The following is a 16986-nucleotide window of genomic DNA, read 5'->3' on the forward strand; positions in this document are numbered from 1 at the left end:
GGATGGAGAACGACATGACCGACGAGCTGCTCGCCCGGCACCGAGCGGTGTTGCCGTCCTGGATGGCGCTGTTCTACGACGAGCCGATCGAGATCGTCCACGCGCAGGACCGGCGCGTCATCGACTCCGCCGGCCGCACCTACCTCGACTTCTTCGCCGGCGTGCTCACCAACTCGATGGGATACGACGTCGCCGAGATCAGCGACGCCGTGCGCAAGCAGCTCGACACCGGCGTGCTGCACACGTCGACGCTGTACCTGATCCGTTCGCAGGTGGAGCTCGCCGAGCGGATCGCCGCGCTGTCGGGCATCCCGGACGCGAAGGTCTTCTTCACCAACTCCGGCAGCGAAGCCAACGACACCGCGCTGATGCTCGCCACGCAGTACCGCGGCAGCAACCAGGTCCTGGCGATGCGCAACTCGTACCACGGCCGTTCCTTCGGCACGATCGCCATCACGGGCAACCGCGGCTGGTCCGCTTCATCGCTTTCGCCGGTGAAGGTCAACTACGTGCACGGCGGCTACCGCTACCGCAGCCCGTTCCGCGATCTGTCCGACGCGGCCTACATCGACGCCTGTGTGGCCGACCTCGTCGACATCCTCGAAACCGCCACCTCCGGCGACGTCGCCTGCCTGGTCGCCGAGCCGATCCAGGGCGTCGGCGGTTTCTCGCTCCCGCCGGACGGCCTGTTCAAGGCCATGAAGGAGGTCCTCGACGCGTACGGCATCTTGTTCGTCTCGGACGAGGTCCAGACCGGCTGGGGCCGCACGGGCTCGCACTTCTGGGGCATCCAGTCCCACGACGTCGTGCCCGACCTCATGACCTTCGCGAAGGGCCTGGGCAACGGCCTGGCCATCGGCGGCGTCGTCGGCCGCGGCGACGTAGTGGACGCCATCAACGCCCAGTCCATCTCGACCTTCGGCGGCAACCCCGTCGCCATGGCCGGCGCGACCGCGGTGCTGGACTACATCAAGGACCACGACCTGCAGGCCAACTGCTCGGCCCGGGGTTCACAGCTCTTGTCCGGCCTGCGCGCCGTTGAGAATCCCTTGATCGGCGAGGTCCGCGGCAAGGGCCTGATGGTCGGCATCGAACTCGTCGAGCCCGGCACCACGACGCCGCACCCGGCGGCCGCCAAGCAGATGCTGGAGGAAACCCGCGCCCGCGGCCTCCTCATCGGCAAGGGCGGGCTGCACAACAACGTCCTCCGCCTGGGCCCGCCGATGACCCTGACGGAAGCCGAGGCGCAGGAAGGCCTGGCCATCCTGGTGGACGCGCTGGCAGCCACCCACGCCGCACTCTCCTGACCCCAGCGCCCCAATGTGGCGTTCGTTGCGTTGAGCGCACCGAACGCCGCTTTGGGTGCGTTGAGCGCAACCAACGCCACATTGGGGCGCTCCGGCTCAGCCGCGCACGAACCGCGCCACCTGCTCCGCCAACTCCTCACCCGCGTCTTCCTGCAGAAAATGCCCCGCCCCCGCGATCACCGGATGCGTCCGACCAGCAGCCCCCGGCATCGTCCGCTGCAGGATCGGCCCCATCGCCCCCGTGATGGGGTCGCCGTCGGAGAACGCGACCAGGAACGGCAAATCCAGCGCCGTCAAGGTCTTCCAAGCCGCCCGGTTCGCGTCCGAAGCCGGGTTGTCCGGCCGATACGGCACCAAGCCCGGCATGGCCCGCGGCCCCGCCTTGTACATCTCGTTCGGGAACGGCGCGTCGTACGCCGCGCGGACCGAATCAGACAGCACAGAGTGGCACCCCGACTGGATGAACCGCGCGATGTCCAGCACCTGCGCGTTCTCCACCGCCGACCGGAACTGGTGCCACACCTCAGGCATGTCCTGATCACCCGTCGGCAGCCCGGTGTTCGCCGCGACAACCCCGGCGAACCGCGAGGGGTTCTCCGCCACCAGCCGCAGCCCGATCAGCCCGCCCCAGTCCTGGCCGACCAGGGTCACGTCACGCAAGTCCAACGCGTCGAAGGCGAACCCCCGCATCCACGACACGTGCCGCGCGTACGTGTGGTCCACGATGTCGCCCGGTTTGTCCGAGCGGCCGAACCCGACGAGGTCCGGTGCGATCGCACGCAGGCCCGCGGAAGCGAGAACCGGCAGCATCTTGCGGTACAGGTACGACCAGCTGGGCTCGCCGTGCAGGAGCAGCACGGGCGGTCCGTCGGCCGGGCCGGCCTCGACGTACCCGACTCTGATCAGGCCACCGTCGGGATCGGCGAGCTCCGCGTACTGCGGCTCGTAGGGGAACTCGGGCAGGTCCGCGAACCGGTCTTCCGGCGTCCTGAGCAGTCGCACGGTTCCACGCTAGTGGGAACCGGACCGCAAAGCAGTACTCAGGAAATACCGACCGCCACCACGAGGCCCAGCGCGAGGTGCGCGGCGGCGACGACGATGCTCGCCGGCGCGAACTTCTCGCTCTCGATCGTGGAGCCGACGTCGATGCGGGTGGCCCACTCGAGCAGCCGCACGGCGATCACCTGGACGATGATGCCGAGCAGGCCGTAGACCAGAGACGTGACCAGGCCCTCGGTGAGGTCGCTCGCCGAGTTGAAGATCGCGACGACCACGATGAACGCCATCGACAGCAGCCCGGACGCGGTCACGATGACCGCGTTCGGCAGGCCGCGGTGCACGAGCTGCGAGAGCTTGCCCGGGGTCGTCCAGTCGATCGCGTAGAACCCGGCGAACATCAGCAGCAGGCCGACGACGCCGTACAACAGGATCGCTCCGACCCCCCGCAGGAGGTCGGAGCCGAACGTGTCGGACAGCGCAAGGGTCGTGGTCACAGGGGTCTCCCAGAACGATCAGAGCTAACCGTGCAGATCAGGCGGGGAGGTTGTATCACGACTCGGGGATGCGGTGCGGGACGAACGCGGCACCGTCGTCGGTGACCAGCCCGCTCGTCTCGCGGATCCCCAGCCCCGCGGACGAGTCCCCGACGATCCACGCGCCGAGCGCCGGCCGGAAGCCGTCGAACTCGGGCAGCGGGTCGAACGCCTGGTAGACGTAGCCCTCGGCGCCGTAGACGCCGTCGGTCTGGGTCTCGTAGCCGGTGGCCACGATCTGCACGTTGGCGCCCTCACGGCCCAGCTTCGGCTTGCGCACGTACTCCGTGAGCAGGCCCGGGTCATCGGTGAACGCGGGCAGCAGGTTCGGGTGCCCGGGGTAGTTCTCCCACAGCACGGCCAGCAGCGCCTTGTTCGAGAGCAGCATCTTCCACAGCGGCTCGACCCACAGCGTGCGCGGCATCGTCTCCACAGCGAAGCGGCCGAACTCCTCGTCGACCACCCACTCCCACGGGTAGAGCTTCACGACCGTGGACATCTGGGCCTCTTCGAGGTCCACGAACCGCTTGAGCACCGGGTCCCAGCCGATCTCCTCGATCGAAAGCCCCACGGTGTCGAGCCCGGCCTCCGCGGCCGTCTCCTGCAGGTACGCGGTAGTCACGTGGTCTTCGCCGGACGGATCGGCCGAGGACCAGGTGAAGTGCAGCTCGTTGGACGGCAGTTTGTCGCCGATCTCGCGCCAGCGCTCGACGAGCTTCTCGTGGATGGAGTTCCACTGGTCGTCGTTCTCGAAGACGGTTGTCTTCCAGTGCCACTGCAGCACCGACGCCTCGAGCAGCGTGGTGGGCGTGTCCGCGTTGTACTCCAGCAGCTTGGCCGGCGACTTGCCGTCGTAGCGCAGGTCGAAGCGACCGTAGACGTGCGGGTCCTGCCGCTTCCACGACTCGGCGATGTGCGGCCAGACCCACTCCGGGATGCCGAACCGCCGGTAGCCCTCGGTGGTGACGACGTTGTCCACGGCCTCCAGGCACATGGAATGCAGCAGCTCGACGTCGGCTTCGAGCGAGAGGACCTCGTCCATGTCGAAGACGTAGTGCACGGACTCGTCCCAGTACGGGCGCGCCTTGCCGGCGCCGTCTCGTGCCGGGGTGCCGTAGACGAGGCCCTGCTCCTCGACGATCCGCTGCCAGTCGCGCCGCGGCTCGGACCTGTCCCGGTACACCTACGAGCCCCCGCTCTTGCCGGTGCCGCCCGTGCCGCCGGACGTGCCCGTCTTGCCACTGATGCCGAAACCGCCGCGTTGCACCGATTTGCCCGACTTCGTCGAAACGTTCGTGTTCCCGGACGGCGCGGTGAAGGTGCCGCCGGCCACGCGCTGCCCGACGGTGCCGGTGCCGCCGTAGTTGTAGCGGTAGCTGTTGAAGCCACCGCCCACGAGCGGGATGATCCAGAAGCCGCCGCTCTGGTAGCCGTGCTGACTGGTGACGTAGCTCTCGTCGCAGAACTGGTCGTTCTGGATCACGCCGTTGGCGTCCGTGCACACGGCGGTCTCGTTGGTCGGCTTCGCGACCGTGTAGAACGTCGCCACGAGCCCGGCCAAGCCCACGGTCACACCGCTGCCGATGAGGATCTTGCGCTTGGTCGCGGCCTTCTGGTCGGCCTTGCGCGCGGCCTCGGCGGCCTCCGCCTCCTGGCGTTCCTGGTCGGCGATCGCCTGCCGGCGGGCCCGCTGCTCGGCGAGCGAGGGCTCCTTCGGCGTCGTGCTCTCGTTCTGGAACCGCATCGAGCCGCGCTGGGTCGGCTCCGTTGGCGGCTCTTGGGGTGGCTGGGCCCCGTTGCTGTCGTCCTGCGTCATCTGCGCTCCGTAATCCCCCGGCACCGCGAAGTCTCTTCCCACACTAACGACCCGGGACGCGCACGGCTCGTGCGGCGCGGGCATCATGGGTATCGATGTCTCCCGACGCCGAGCGGTTCCGCTCGCCCCTGCAGACCCTGACCACCCGCGTGGTGATGACCGGGGTGTTCCTGGGCGCCGTGATCGCACTGGGGCTGTCGGTCGCGTTCTCGTGGACGGACTCCTTCGCCGGAGGGGCCGGTGGCGGTGAGGGCAAGCTGTCGGCCGCGGCCCAGGAGGCGTTCCAGTCACCCCCGGGCAGCTGCCTGACCTGGAACGCACCGGACGCGTCCGACGTGCGCAAGGTCCCCTGCACCCAGTCGCACCTGTTCGAGGTGACGGGCCTGGCCGACATCGGCGCGCAGTACAACGCCGAGGCGCCGTTCCCGAACCTCGACCAGTGGCAGCAGATCGCGCAGACGAAGTGCAACGCCGACGTGACGCCGTACCTCGGGCACGCGCTCGACCCGTACGGCAAGCTCACCACCAACCTGCTGCGCCCCAGCGCCGACCAGTGGGCCGACGGCGACCGCCAGCTCCGCTGCGGCCTCCAGTGGGCCGGCCCCGGCGGCGGCCTGCAGCCCACCACCGGCCAGGCGAAGACGCAGGACCAGTCGGCCGTGTGGGCGCCCGGCACGTGCCTGGCGCTGGCGGGCAAGGGCGTCGGCGACCCGATCGACTGCGGCCGCCCCCACTCGTACGAAATCATCGCGACGCTCGACCTGGCCACGCAGTTCAAGGACGGCTACCCGGACCAGGACAAGCAGAACAAGTGGCTCGACACTGAGTGCAACAAGGCCGCCGACGACTACACCGGCAAGGCCGACCTCAGCGCCAAGAAACTCATCCTCGGCTGGGACCTGCGCGAGCAGGAAAGCTGGGACGCCGGCTCCACCAAGGTCAACTGCAAGGTCGCCGCCACCCTCGGCGACGGCAGCGGCTTCGTGGCCGTCACCGGCAGCGTCAAGGACAACGCCGGCCAGCCCGACGCCGCCGGTCCGCCCGCCGACAACGGCGGCGGCCAGAGCAGCTCCCCGCCCAGCACCACCGGGTCCCGCTGACATGCCGGTCGAGATGACCCGCGCGCGCTTCGAGGAGCTCGTGTCCGAGGCGTTGGACCAGGTCCCACCCAAGTTCGCCGACGCGATGGACAACGTCGTCGTCCTGGTCGAAGAGTTCAACGACGAGTCCCCCACGATCCTGGGGCTCTACCACGGCGTCGCCCTCACCCGCCGCACCACGAACTACGGCGGCGTCCTGCCCGACCGCATCTCCATCTACCGCCGCCCCATCCTGTGGATGTGCTCCACGGAGGCCGAGGTCGTCGAGCAGGTCCTCATCACCGTCATGCACGAACTGGGCCACCACTTCGGCCTCGACGACGACCGCCTCCACGAACTCGGCTGGGGCTGAGCGCTCGCTTCCGGCGACGCCAGATGACGAATCAGCTTCAACACCCGAACTACTCCATCGAGAGCAGTGCCCACCGGCTGTTTTGGTGCTGAAATAGCACATCACCCGGCCGCCGGGAGGACGTGAATGACTGCTCTCGACACCCCACCCCTACCGGACGACGACCGGCAAAACCCAGCCGCTGCCACGACTGACAGCGCCGACACCGCCGACAACCCGGCCCGGGCCGAAAAGTCCCGAAGACCCCTGGTCCTGGCCGCCGCCTCAGGATTCGCCATCGGAATCCTGATCACCGGCCTCCTCTGGGGCCTCTCCGGCCAACGCGGCGGCGCGAACGTCGACGCGGCAGCCGCCTGCGACGCCTTCAACCGCGCCGGCCACCTCCCCGACACGACGAGCGGCTACGACCCCACCGCCTTCACCCGCCTGGCCGACGACGCGGCCCACCGCATCACCGCGGCCTACGAGCTGGCCCAGGCCGCAGCCGCCTTCGACGGCCAGTACCAACCCCTGGCGCAGAGCCTCGCCGGCGTCAACGGAATGGTCCTGTCCGGCCGCTTCGACAGCCAATCCGGACAGGACGACATCATCCGCATCCAACAACTCTGCGCAAGGGGCTAGGACCTCAGGCCCGCCGCACCGTCTTCACCGCGAGCTGGAACCCCGGCAGCTTGTCCCCGGCACATCCCGTACCCGGGTCAGCCAGGAACTTCGACGCCGTCTCCTGCGGCAGGTACACGCGCAGGCCCTTCACCGACGTCGGCTTGCACACCGCCGGGTCGAAGTTCGCGGCCTGCGCGAACTGCACGTCCGCCGCAGCCGACTGACCCGGCTGCAGCTTGATCGCGTCACCCTTGGTGCCCTCGCGGAACGCGGCCGGGCCGACCTGGTGCCCGTCGTCGCCGGTCACGTAGGAGACGCCGGGGAAGCCCTGGATCGTGCAGGGCTTGCTGCTGGAGTTTTTGATCAGGATCGGCCGGTAGATCGAGCCCGCGCCCGCGTCGCCCTGGCCGAGGGAGAGCGTGACGTCACCGGCCTTGCACAGGCCGTTGTCCACCGGCCGGCCGGACGCCGGCGTGCTGTCGTCCGAAGAGGACTCGGACGAGCTGGCCGTGGGCGCCGGTGACGTGTCGGACGTGCTGGCCGAGGTGTCGGAACTCGGCGTGTTGCTCGCGGTCGGCGTGGTTCCGCTACCACAAGCCGACAACAGCAGGGCGCCGGACGCGCCCAGCGCAGCAAGAAAGACCAAGGGAATTCGTGGTTTTGTCGTGCTTACCATCTCAGTTGCCTCCCCGTGCTGGGTAACCACCGTTCAGTGGACGTGCGACCTCCGCACCGGGTTGCGCCGGCATCGTGAACTCTTCACCAGACGGAAGGCGATCATGACGGGCTTTTCTCACCAGGCATGGCAACACACGGTGAAACTACAACACGCCATGTCGGTTCACCCGTTCAACGAAGAGCTCGCGACCGGCACTTTGTCGCGCGAGCGATTCCAGTTCTACCTGGTCCAGGACGCGCGGTACCTCGTCGGCTTCGGCCGCGCGCTGGCCGCCGCGGCGGCCAAGGCACCGGAGGTCGACGACGTCGCCTTCCTGGCCGGAGCGGCGCGCGACGCCATCGTGATCGAGCGCGAAATGCACGAGAGCTACTTCAAGTGGTTCCGGCTTTCGGAGACCGATCTGGCCGACATCGAGACGTCGCCGACGTGCGTCGCGTACTCGTCGTTCCTGCTGGCCACGGCCCACACGGGCAGCTACGGCGAACTCCTCGCGGCCCTGCTGCCGTGCTTCTGGGTGTACCAGAGCGTGGGCGCCGGAATCCTCAAGCGGCAGTCGCCCGAAAACGACAATCCGTACCGGCCGTGGATCGACACCTACGCAGGCGACGAGTTCGAAGCGACCGTCCGCACGGGCCGCGACGCCCTCGACCGCGCCGCCGACGCCGCCGGTGAGGCGACGCGCGAAAAAATGCTCGCCGCTTTCACCCGGGCGTGTGAGTACGAGTGGATGTTCTGGGACAGCGCCTACCGGCAAGAGGGCTGGCCTGTGTTTTCTGCCTAGGCTCCGCCGAGGCGGGCGAGATCGCCTCAAGCCAACCTCTTCCCTCCCAATGTGCCCGGCCCGGGGGGCCAGACACATCGCGAGGGAAGAGGTCGGCGCGATCTCGCGTCGTGGTTGCTATAGGGGCGTGTCGACCCAGGTAAGGCATCGCCAGCCGTCGGGCTGAGACTCCAGCTCCACGACGCCCGTGTTCGGGATGAGCGCGCTGCTTGCCAGGTCGCCGGGCACGTTGGCGGCCAGGAACTCCGCGCCGAGCCGAATCGCGCCGCCGTGGCTGACCAGCACGACGATGCCGTCCGGGTCGGTCTGCTCGTGCTTCGCCCGCAGGTCGTCAGCGGCGCCGACCATGCGGGCCCGCACCTGGGCGCCCGACTCGCCGCCGGGGATCGCGACGTCGAGGTCGCCTTCGGTCCAGCGCTTGGCCGTCTCGAGGTAGGTCCGGATCGACTCGACGTCGGTGGCGCCCTCGAGGTCGCCCGCGTCGACCTCCTTGACGCCCTCGATCACCTGCACCTCGAGGCCGAGCACCTCGGCCAGCGGCGCGGCCGTCTGCTGCGCGCGCGTGGCCTGCGACGCGTACACGGCCACGATCGGCTCCGCGGCGAGCCGGCCCGCGAGCGCCTTCGCCTGCTCCTGCCCCAGCTCGGTGAGCGGCGGACCGGGCAGCGCTGTGTCGAGCGCGCCCCGCACGTTGCCGTCGGTCTGGCCGTGGCGGACGAGGAACAGTCTCACGCGCCTTCTCCCTTCAACACGGCGTCGACCCAGGCCTGGGCGTCGACGAAGTCCTGGTTGCCCGCGCCGGCTTCGACCGTGGCGGCGACGTCGTCGGCCCGCGGGTGCGAGCCGAGGAAGCGCAGGTGGCAGCGGCGGCGCAGGGCGGCCATCGCGTCGACGATCCGCGGCTCGGCCACGTGCCCCTCGAAGTCGATGAAAAAGCGGTACTCGCCGAAGTTGTTGCGGGTCGGGCGCGCGTCGAGGCGCGTGAGGTTGATGCCGCGGCTCGCGAGCTCGGCGAGCAGCTCGGCCAGCGTGCCGGTGCGGTTCACGGCCGCCGCGACGATCGACGTGCGGTCGGCGCCCGTGGGCTCGGGCAGCTCGCCGGGGCGGCGGACCAGCAGGAAGCGCGTCTGCGCGTCGTGGACGTCGGCGACGCCCGTGGCCAGCTCCTCCAGCGCGTAGTGCTCGATGGCGACCGGTGCGGACACGGCCGCGTCGTAGGTGCCCTCGACCACGCCCACGGCGGCCGACGCCGTGGACGAGGAGGCCACCACGGTCGCGCCCGGCAGGTTCGCCTCGAGCCACTCCCGCACCTGCGCGAGGGCGTGCGGGTGGCTCGCAACAGTGCGGATCTCGCCGCCACCAGGACGCGTCAGCACGCTGAAGTGGATGGGCAGGATGGTCTCCGCGACGGCGACCAGGGGGTCTCCGTCGCTGAGGCCGTCGAGCGTCGTCGGCACGACGCCCTCGACGGAGTTCTCGATCGGTACGCACGCAGCGTCGGCAGCGCCTTCGCGGACGGCCGTGAGCGCCAGCCGGACGGTCTCGTAGGGAATCAGGTCCTCGCCCGGCGCGAGCGCACGGGCGGCCTGTTCGGTGAACGTGCCCTGAGGGCCGAAATACGCGATCCGCAACACGACCGCCAGGCTACTTACAACACACGTGGCGGTTTTCACTCGGACATCCGGTGCGCCAACCGGTTACGCCGGGTGGCTTTTTTTGCCATGCTTGAACCGTGACCGCCGAATCGGGCACACACACCGGGCGCGAGGACATCGGCCCGCCGGTTTCGTCCCGGACGCCGGAACTCGTGTTGTGCGCCGTCGATGAACCGCTCGCCGCCGCGTGGACCCACGCCCTCGGCCGCCTCGAAACCGAGGCCGCCACGGTCCGGGTCCACCGTGGGTCGGTGCTGGACGTCGTCGCCCAGGCCGTGGTGAGCCCCGCCAACTCCTACGGCTGGATGCGCGGCGGGATCGACGCCGTCTACGCGCTGGCGTTCCCGGGCGTCGAGCAGAGCGTGCGCAGCGCGGTCTTGGCTTCATACGGCGGAGAACTGCCGATCGGCGAGGCCGTGATCGTGCCCACGGGCGAGGCCGAACCGGCGTGGCTGATCAGCGCGCCGACCATGCGCGAGCCCGGCGAACGGCTGCCCGCGGACACCGTGCACCCCTACCTCGCGGCGCGCGCGGTGTTCCTGCAGTGGCAGCACGGGAAGCTCGAGGAAGGGCCGGTGCGCGAGGTCGTGGACACCATCGCGATGCCCGGCTTGGGCACCGGCGTCGGCGGCGTCGACCCGGCCACGTGCGCGCGCCAGGTGGCCGCGGCGTGGGTGGAAGTCTTCGGCCGCCGCCGTAACCCTCGGTGACCGCGTAGGCAACGGTTCGGGCCGCGTGCAGCACATCACAGCGCGTTCACGGGCGGTAGGCCCTACCGTTGATGGAGCGTTACTCGCAAGGTAGTGCCCAGTACGGAGCCAGCGCAGGCGACGGCCGAGGAGTGTGCGATGCCACGGGTCCGTGAACTCAGTCCCTACGTCGAGCTTCACCGGGAACAGTGGCGGGAGCTGCGCAGCTCGACCCCACTGCCCCTGACCGCCGATGAGCTGGTTCGGCTGCGGGGTCTCGGCGAGCAGATCGACCTGGCCGAGGTGGCCGACGTCTACCTGCCGCTGTCGAGACTGATCAACCTGCAGGTCAAAGCCCGGCAACAGCTGTACGAAGCCACCACCACGTTCCTCGGCGAAGAGTGCGTCAGCACGAAGGTGCCGTACGTGATCGGCGTCGCCGGCAGCGTCGCGGTCGGCAAGTCGACCACGGCCCGCATCCTGCGCACGCTGCTCGCCCGCTGGCCGGACCACCCGCGCGTGGACCTCGTGACCACCGACGGGTTCCTGTACTCGCGCGACGAGCTGACCCGCCGGGGCATCATGCACCGCAAGGGCTTCCCGGAAAGCTACGACCGGCGCGCCCTGCTGCGCTTCGTCACCGAGGTGAAATCCGGCGCCGAGCGCGTGTCGGCGCCCGTGTACTCGCACCTCGCGTACGACATCCTGCCCGGCGAGGAACAGGTCGTGGAGCGCCCGGACATCCTCATCATCGAGGGGCTGAACGTCCTGCAGCCGGGCCAGCGCCTGACCGTCTCGGACCTGTTCGACTTCTCCATCTACGTCGACGCGCACACCGACGACATCGAACGCTGGTACGTCGAGCGCTTCCTCAAGCTCCGCCACACCGCGTTCTCCGACCCGGCTTCGCACTTCCACCACTTCGCCGGCCTGGACGACGACGAGGCCCGCGAGGAAGCCCGCCACCTTTGGCGCACGATCAACGAACCGAACCTCATGGAGAACATCAAACCGACGCGCCCACGAGCCACGCTGGTGCTGCGCAAGGACGCCGACCACTCCATCAACCGCGTGCGCCTGCGCAAGCTCTGACGGCTTCGGGGTCGGCCCTGCGGGTGGCCCGTCCTTCGGCGCGTCGATGGCTTGTTCGGCGGCCGAGTCGGCGGCTCTGTCATCGGCTCTGTCGGCGGCTTTGTCACCCACATAGCCCTCACCTGCCCCACACCCTCACCCTCCGCCCCCCGACCTCGGCCGATCGGCCAGTTCGGGGGGCGGCTTCGTAACCAGTTGGCCGATACCGGGCGAGCCTCGTGAAAGCGACCCTGAACAGAAGGGAAATTCGCACCTGACCTGGGAAGGAGGCCCCCGATGTTCTCCATCGTCCTCACGTGGATCGGCGCAGTACTCGGACTGGCCCTCTTCGTCGCCATGGCCGCCAGCACCTTCCTGGTCGACCTGGACGAAGCCATCCGCGAACGCCGCCGCAAGGCCGCCACCGCAGCCGCCACCGTCCCCGTCCCCGCAGTCCCTGGCCAAACTCCAACGGCATAAACAACAAAGCCCCAGCCACACCGGCCGGGGCTTTCTTTTATGTTTTTCGCTTTTCTCACCACACAACCGCACCAGATCTACACACTCACCAATGCACCCAGACCCGGTCCTGCACCTCGATCCCCGCCTTCCACGCGGTCTGGACTATTTGTCAAGGCACTCTTTCCCGCCTTGACAAATAGTCCAGACCGTAGTGACACTAAAAAATCGGGGTGCCATTCTGCGCTACCCCCAGCGCAATGATCCGCGCCAGCGGATCGAGCCGAAACCGCGATCACTCAACCGCAGTCAACGCCTCCCGATACCCTTCCAAATCATAATCCAACCGATCCTCATCCTCAGCCTCTTCCAGCTGCCCCTCCAGCACAGAGACCAACTCCCCCAAAACCTCTTCCCTCGTCAACCCCTTCTCGATCAACTTCTGGGCCGCCACCCAAACCTCTTCAGGCGAGTCCTCCCAAAGCTGATCCACCACCGACGTCTCCAACGCCAGCCTCAGTCCATCAGCACCATCGAACTCGTCATTCGCCAACGATTCGTGATACTCCGGATGCCCACCGATGACCAGCATCCGCCGCTGCTCCGGATCCGACGGATCCAAATCCGTCAGCTCCTCATCCCCGATCACCGTGGACAACTCCGGCACAGCAAACCGTCGCCGCTCCACAACCCCCAAAACCTCTTCGGCAGACTCCGTCCCGTCCAGATAATCCGAAACCTCATCCTCTTCGGACTCATCTTCATCGGACAGGTATTCCGCCAAATACTCCTTCACGTCTTCGACGAGAGCAGCCGAAGCAACCTCCGACAACCCGCCCCGAGCCGCGGCCCAAGAAGCCCACGCCAGCACCACCGGCGGCACGAGATCCTCGTCCTCGACCTCGTACTCCCCACCCAGCAACGACTCCAGGAACCGCGCCAGCTTCTCCGGACCGACGCGCAGCGGATCCGCCGGCTCCGTCCGGCACCCGTGGTCCACCAGCAGCCGCGCCACCGACCGCGCCGCCTCGACGTCGGCGAACGAAACCTCCCCGAGGAACTGCTCCACGATCGCGTCGCGCCGCGCGTCCGGCCACTCCTCGACACCCCGGCCGGCTGACGGCGCCGGCAACGCCCGCAGCCACGCCATCGCCACGGCGTGGAAGCGCGTGTAGTCCTCGCCGACGTCGGGCTCGTCCATACCGTCGGTCGCGGCGATGCCGTCGAGCAGCAGGCGGTGCGCGTCGGCCGGCTCGACCTTCTCGAGGACCACGAGCTCGCCGTCGTCGGCGATCTGCGTGCGCATCTCGGCCAGGACCTCGTGCGGCTCGTCGATCACCACGAGGTCGCGCACGCGGCCGAGCTCGGTGAAGTCGAGCAGCGCCAGCAGGCCGAGCGTCGCGTCGCCGCGGGAGAACGTGCACAGCAGCGAGGACTCGTCGCCGTAGACGTCGCCGGTCCGCCAGATCTCACCGACCGACACGCGGCCGACCTCACCGGCCCACTCGGGCTCGGGAATGCCGCGCGAGAGCACCACGGCGAGCGCCTCAGCGGCCGCCGAGCGCTCCTCCTCGGTCTCGGCCAGCACCTTCAGCGCGGCCAGCAGCGCCGCCGCGCCGGGCGTGATCTTGCGCTGCGCGAACGCGATGAGCTCCAGGCCCAGCTGCTCGCCGCCCTCGGGCTCGCCCTCGATCGTGAGGTCCCACCACTGCCCGACCACCTCGGAGGCGAGGAGCTCGACGTCGAAGGGGCCGGGCTCCGCCGCGACGGCGGAGAAGTCCCGGAGGACGTCCTTGAACAGGCCGTTCACGCTGGGCGTGGCGGGCTGGGGGGTCTTCTTGCGGGCGCGGCTCACCGGACTCATGCGGAACATCGTTGCATCGCTGGTGCGGGTGCGGATCCGCGGGACGCGCGGCCGCGGTGGCCCCGGGCGCGGTATCCGCGACCGGCCAGGGAGCCGGCTGCGAAGAGGGACCACCGCGACGTCGCGGAGAAGAGCTACGTGCGAGGTGTTTCAGCTGGTCAACGAGTCAGACGCCGGAAGGTTACGCGGTTTCGGCAACGCGATCCGAGCCGCGCGCACTTCCGCGATCAGCCGCGTCTTGCGCCGGTGAACGTTCACCAAGTCGGCCAGGTATCCCGTGAACTCCTCCGCCGTGCCGGCGCGTTTGTGCAGCGTGCGCAGCTTCTTCAGGTGCTTCGCTGCTTCGCGATAGGCCTGCGGGTCCTTCTGCTCGATGAGCTGCTCGACCTGGCTGCGGTAGACCGGGATCGTCTCGGCCGGGTGCGCGACCTCGCGCGACGCGGCCAGCTCCACGCGCAACGCCAGCGACCCACCGAAGCGCACGCACGCGCGCCACGCCTCGTCGGGCCGATCCTCGGCGAGCAGCGCCCGGGCGAGCTCTTCGGCGCCTTCTTCACTGTCGGCCGCGCGCTCCCTCAGCCGCGCGAGGGCCGCGACGCGCTGCACCGACCACACGCCCGCTTCGACGGCCGCCTCGCGCAACGCCGTGTACGTGACGTTGCCCGGCGCCTCGTCGAACTCCTTGCGCCGCAAGGCGACCGTCTCGTCTTCCGGCTCGGGGAGGGTTTGTTGGAGGTTCTGGTGCGGGTTTTGGTGCGTTTTGTGCGGAGTGAGCGCGCGGGCCGCATGCGCGATGGCCTCGCTGTGCCGCCCGGCCGCCCGCAGCACCCGCACGATCTTCAGGCTCACATCCACCCGCGGCGGCTTGGCGGAGAGGATCGCGACCAGCGCGTCCACGTCCCCGCGCACCTCGGCGAGCTCCTCCAGCATGCGCTCCGCGACGTCCCGGCGATACCCCGTCGGCCCGGCTGTCAGTATTTCGTCCACAGTAGACTTGATCCGCTCAAGTCCCTTTTCCCCCAACGCCTCGGCGAAATCCGCCAGCGCGATCGTCGGCCTTCCGGGCCCGTCGAACTCCACTTCCAGCAGCCACTCGGCCAACTGCTCGACATCCGGCGGCCGCGCAACACACGCCCGCGCGTACAACTCGACGGCGAAGTCCAGCTTGTCCCCGAGGTCACCGAACGGATCCCCGGACTGCTCCAGCACTTCACCGATGTCATCCACGGTCCGCCGCGCGAGCGGCGCCAGGTCCGCCGGACTGCCCGCATCGAGCAACCGCTCCAAGGTGTCCAGCACGGCGCCCACCTTGGCCGTGTACTCGACATTGCCGTCCTGCACCGCCGTGTCCAACAGCCGATGCGCCTCAGCAACTTCACCCGATTGAGTGGCACACCGCAGTTCCAGCGAATGCCGTAACTCAGGGTCACGCCGCACCTGGGCGTACAGCAGGTCCGCCAGCGTTTCCGCGTCCAACGTACGCAGGTAGGACCGCAGATCCGGGGGAGCACTCACGGGCACCAGTCTGCCGCATGCCGTTCGCCGCGCGTGTGGGCCAACTGCGTGCTCTTTCCGGCCCAACCGCGCACCGCGGGTGACCTGTGGTTCTCGTCGTTTGGTGCTCTGGCGGGCCGTCGGTTGAGGGCTCTGGCGGGCCGGCGCGTGGGGGCTCGGTGCGGCGATGTCTCCCGGGTTGGTTGGGCGCCATCGCGACCGGTCCCGCCGCCCGCCGCGGATCGGACCGACGCCATCGCGACGCATCCCGTGGCCGGCCTCCCACACCCTCGCCACAGGTCGGATCGGCGCCGCTTCGCTCCGATGCCGCGGTCCGGCCCTGCGCCACCACGCGGATCGGTTCGGCACCGTCCCGGGCCGGCTCGCTTGCTCTGCCGCGGCCTTGCATTGCCACGGCATCGGCGCGTGCCCCGTCACCACGGCACGGATGCCACGCTTCGGCCCCTGGACTGTGCCGTGCCGGCGCTCAGCGGGACGCCGCGCCGCTTCGTGCTGCCGCGGCCCTGTGCCGCGGCGCTGAGCGTTGCCGCAGCTCCGCGCTTCGCTCGGGCTCCAGGGATTGCTGCTCCACCATGCTCCGCCGCGGTTCCGAGCGTTGCCGCGACTCCGTCTCCTGCCCGGTCGCCCGCTCCACCTCGGCCTGCCGCAGCTCCGCGGCTTTCCGCGCCGGGCGAGCCGCACCGCCACCGCCATCACCACGCCGGCGAACACCACGCTCGCCGCCCCGCCGGCGAGCGCCCCGCCCAAAGTCCGGTGAGCGTGATCAACCGTCATCTGCACCGCGAAGTTGTTCTGCTGCGCGAAGAGCTCCCCCAACCCACGTCCCGCAACCGCCGTCGCCGCGCGCCACGTCGGCATCGCGACCGGCAGCGGCGCCGCGTCGGCGTAGGCGTTCTCGACCGCCGTCAGCGTGCCCCAGTCCTCACCGCGAACGAGCTCTTCGTACCGCTCCCGACCACTCTGCGTGAGCCTGCCCGCCGCGCTCGCCAGCGTCGTCCGGTACCCGCCCACCGCGTCCGTGAAGAGCCGCCGCGTGGTTCCATCGAGGCCCGCCAGCGCGAGAGAATCCGCTCGGTACAAACCTTCGGTCGCCACCAGCAGATCCACGGCCGTGTTCTGCTGATACGCCGTCTCCGCATCCGGCGCCGCCCGGGTGAGCTCTCGCAGGCCGGCGAGGGCGTCGTCGATACGCTGCGTATAGCTGACGTACTCGGCCAGCCGGTCGCCCGCGAGCAGCGCGTTGCCCCGCCGCTCCTGCAACCCCACCACGGTTCGCGTCACGTCGTTCGACGCCCGCGCCGTCTCGTCCGCCAGCCCGCGCACGTGATTCGCTTGCTGCACCAGGAAGATCCCGATCACCAACGCCACCAGCACCAGCGCCGCACCGGGCACGAACGCGATCAGGACCACGCGCCTGCGCAGGTACTCCACGGCCCTTCCTTCCGCTTTTCCCCAACCCGGCCAACCACGCTAGTGTCCTGAGTCGTTAATTCGTTGGCAGTAGGCGGCGAGGGTGTCGAGGATGTGGTCGGCGGTCTTGGTCCAGACGTAGGGTTTGGGATT

Annotated in this window: 17 protein-coding genes; 8 read left to right on the top strand and 9 right to left on the bottom strand. The window is 69.2% G+C overall.

All coding sequences use genetic code 11. The annotated features are described in order from the left end of the window. The first annotated feature begins 14 nt into the window (after window positions 1-14). Window positions 15-1307: an aminotransferase class III-fold pyridoxal phosphate-dependent enzyme gene (locus tag ABZU76_RS42745; RefSeq protein WP_354881441.1), complete on the top strand. Its 1293-nt coding sequence runs from the start codon at window positions 15-17 to the stop codon at window positions 1305-1307. A 96-nt stretch (window positions 1308-1403) separates the two neighbouring features. On the opposite strand, the gene ABZU76_RS42750 is transcribed toward ABZU76_RS42745, so the two are convergent. From ABZU76_RS42750 to ABZU76_RS42765, 4 genes are read right to left on the bottom strand one after another with little or no spacing between them, the layout of a single operon-like run. Next, the gene (locus ABZU76_RS42750; RefSeq protein WP_354881397.1) at window positions 1404-2309 is read right to left on the bottom strand and encodes a haloalkane dehalogenase; all 906 of its coding nucleotides are present in this window, start codon (window positions 2307-2309) and stop codon (window positions 1404-1406) included. Between the two features lie 38 nt (window positions 2310-2347). Next, the gene (locus ABZU76_RS42755; protein WP_354881400.1) at window positions 2348-2800 is read right to left on the bottom strand and encodes a DUF350 domain-containing protein; all 453 of its coding nucleotides are present in this window, start codon (window positions 2798-2800) and stop codon (window positions 2348-2350) included. A 55-nt stretch (window positions 2801-2855) separates the two neighbouring features. After that, complete coding sequence (locus ABZU76_RS42760; protein WP_220245582.1) at window positions 2856-4022, bottom strand: glutathionylspermidine synthase family protein; 1167 nt, start codon at window positions 4020-4022, stop codon at window positions 2856-2858. Continuing rightward, window positions 4023-4583, bottom strand: a complete 561-nt coding sequence (locus ABZU76_RS42765; RefSeq protein WP_354881444.1) for a hypothetical protein — start codon at window positions 4581-4583, stop codon at window positions 4023-4025. A gap of 167 nt (window positions 4584-4750) precedes the next feature. Here ABZU76_RS42765 and ABZU76_RS42770 point away from each other — a divergent pair, with 167 nt between their 5' ends. The 3 genes from ABZU76_RS42770 (at window position 4751) to ABZU76_RS42780 (ending at window position 6728) form a co-directional block, all read left to right on the top strand. Then, the gene (locus ABZU76_RS42770) at window positions 4751-5755 is read left to right on the top strand and encodes a septum formation family protein (protein WP_220245581.1); all 1005 of its coding nucleotides are present in this window, start codon (window positions 4751-4753) and stop codon (window positions 5753-5755) included. 1 nt (window position 5756) lies between these two features. Then, complete coding sequence (locus tag ABZU76_RS42775) at window positions 5757-6107, top strand: metallopeptidase family protein (RefSeq protein WP_220245580.1); 351 nt, start codon at window positions 5757-5759, stop codon at window positions 6105-6107. Between the two features lie 126 nt (window positions 6108-6233). Continuing rightward, on the top strand, window positions 6234-6728 hold the full coding sequence (locus ABZU76_RS42780) for a hypothetical protein (protein WP_354881405.1): 495 nt from the start codon (window positions 6234-6236) through the stop codon (window positions 6726-6728). Window positions 6729-6732: 4 nt separating this feature from the next. Here the strand turns inward: ABZU76_RS42780 and ABZU76_RS42785 are convergent, their stop codons facing one another. Further along, window positions 6733-7164, bottom strand: coding sequence for a DUF4232 domain-containing protein (locus ABZU76_RS42785; protein ID WP_354881408.1), 432 nt, complete (start codon window positions 7162-7164; stop codon window positions 6733-6735). A gap of 55 nt (window positions 7165-7219) precedes the next feature. Between ABZU76_RS42785 and tenA the strand changes: the two genes are divergently transcribed. Next, a complete protein-coding gene (gene tenA / locus ABZU76_RS42790) occupies window positions 7220-8170 on the top strand; it encodes a thiaminase II (protein ID WP_354881411.1) in 951 nt (316 codons plus the stop codon). Between the two features lie 117 nt (window positions 8171-8287). On the opposite strand, the gene ABZU76_RS42795 is transcribed toward tenA, so the two are convergent. Further along, entirely contained in the window at window positions 8288-8902 is a 615-nt protein-coding gene (locus ABZU76_RS42795) for a histidine phosphatase family protein (protein ID WP_354881414.1), read from the bottom strand. Next, window positions 8899-9804: a prephenate dehydratase gene (pheA, locus tag ABZU76_RS42800; RefSeq protein WP_354881417.1), complete on the bottom strand. Its 906-nt coding sequence runs from the start codon at window positions 9802-9804 to the stop codon at window positions 8899-8901. The genes ABZU76_RS42795 and pheA overlap by 4 nt, the downstream gene beginning before the upstream one ends. A 98-nt stretch (window positions 9805-9902) precedes the next feature. Between pheA and ABZU76_RS42805 the strand changes: the two genes are divergently transcribed. The 3 genes from ABZU76_RS42805 (at window position 9903) to ABZU76_RS42815 (ending at window position 12065) form a co-directional block, all read left to right on the top strand. Next, window positions 9903-10535, top strand: a complete 633-nt coding sequence (locus ABZU76_RS42805) for a macro domain-containing protein (RefSeq protein ID WP_354881420.1) — start codon at window positions 9903-9905, stop codon at window positions 10533-10535. A gap of 138 nt (window positions 10536-10673) precedes the next feature. Then, window positions 10674-11606 (top strand): type I pantothenate kinase, encoded by a 933-nt coding sequence (gene coaA, locus ABZU76_RS42810; protein ID WP_354881423.1) that lies wholly within the window; start codon window positions 10674-10676, stop codon window positions 11604-11606. 276 nt (window positions 11607-11882) lie between these two features. Beyond that, on the top strand, window positions 11883-12065 hold the full coding sequence (locus ABZU76_RS42815) for a hypothetical protein (RefSeq protein WP_220245572.1): 183 nt from the start codon (window positions 11883-11885) through the stop codon (window positions 12063-12065). Between the two features lie 274 nt (window positions 12066-12339). Here ABZU76_RS42815 and ABZU76_RS42820 read toward each other — a convergent pair whose 3' ends face one another. Together ABZU76_RS42820 and ABZU76_RS42825 are read right to left on the bottom strand one after the other, a co-directional pair. Beyond that, entirely contained in the window at window positions 12340-13908 is a 1569-nt protein-coding gene (locus tag ABZU76_RS42820) for a hypothetical protein (protein ID WP_354881426.1), read from the bottom strand. Between the two features lie 150 nt (window positions 13909-14058). Then, window positions 14059-16854: a nitrate- and nitrite sensing domain-containing protein gene (locus tag ABZU76_RS42825; RefSeq protein ID WP_354881429.1), complete on the bottom strand. Its 2796-nt coding sequence runs from the start codon at window positions 16852-16854 to the stop codon at window positions 14059-14061. Window positions 16855-16986: the final 132 nt, after the last annotated feature.

It is taken from the genome of Amycolatopsis sp. NPDC005232, from assembly GCF_040607795.1.
Lineage (GTDB): Bacteria > Actinomycetota > Actinomycetes > Mycobacteriales > Pseudonocardiaceae > Amycolatopsis.

Coding starts and splice junctions, on each gene's coding strand:
- ABZU76_RS42745 (WP_354881441.1), top strand. CDS start 15: ATGACCGACGAGCTGCTCGCCCGGCACCGAGCGGTGTTGCCGTCCTGG.
- ABZU76_RS42765 (WP_354881444.1), bottom strand. CDS start 4,583: ATGCGGTTCCAGAACGAGAGCACGACGCCGAAGGAGCCCTCGCTCGCC.
- ABZU76_RS42770 (WP_220245581.1), top strand. CDS start 4,751: ATGTCTCCCGACGCCGAGCGGTTCCGCTCGCCCCTGCAGACCCTGACC.
- ABZU76_RS42775 (WP_220245580.1), top strand. CDS start 5,757: ATGCCGGTCGAGATGACCCGCGCGCGCTTCGAGGAGCTCGTGTCCGAG.
- ABZU76_RS42780 (WP_354881405.1), top strand. CDS start 6,234: ATGACTGCTCTCGACACCCCACCCCTACCGGACGACGACCGGCAAAAC.
- coaA (WP_354881423.1), top strand. CDS start 10,674: ATGCCACGGGTCCGTGAACTCAGTCCCTACGTCGAGCTTCACCGGGAA.
- ABZU76_RS42815 (WP_220245572.1), top strand. CDS start 11,883: ATGTTCTCCATCGTCCTCACGTGGATCGGCGCAGTACTCGGACTGGCC.
- ABZU76_RS42820 (WP_354881426.1), bottom strand. CDS start 13,908: ATGAGTCCGGTGAGCCGCGCCCGCAAGAAGACCCCCCAGCCCGCCACG.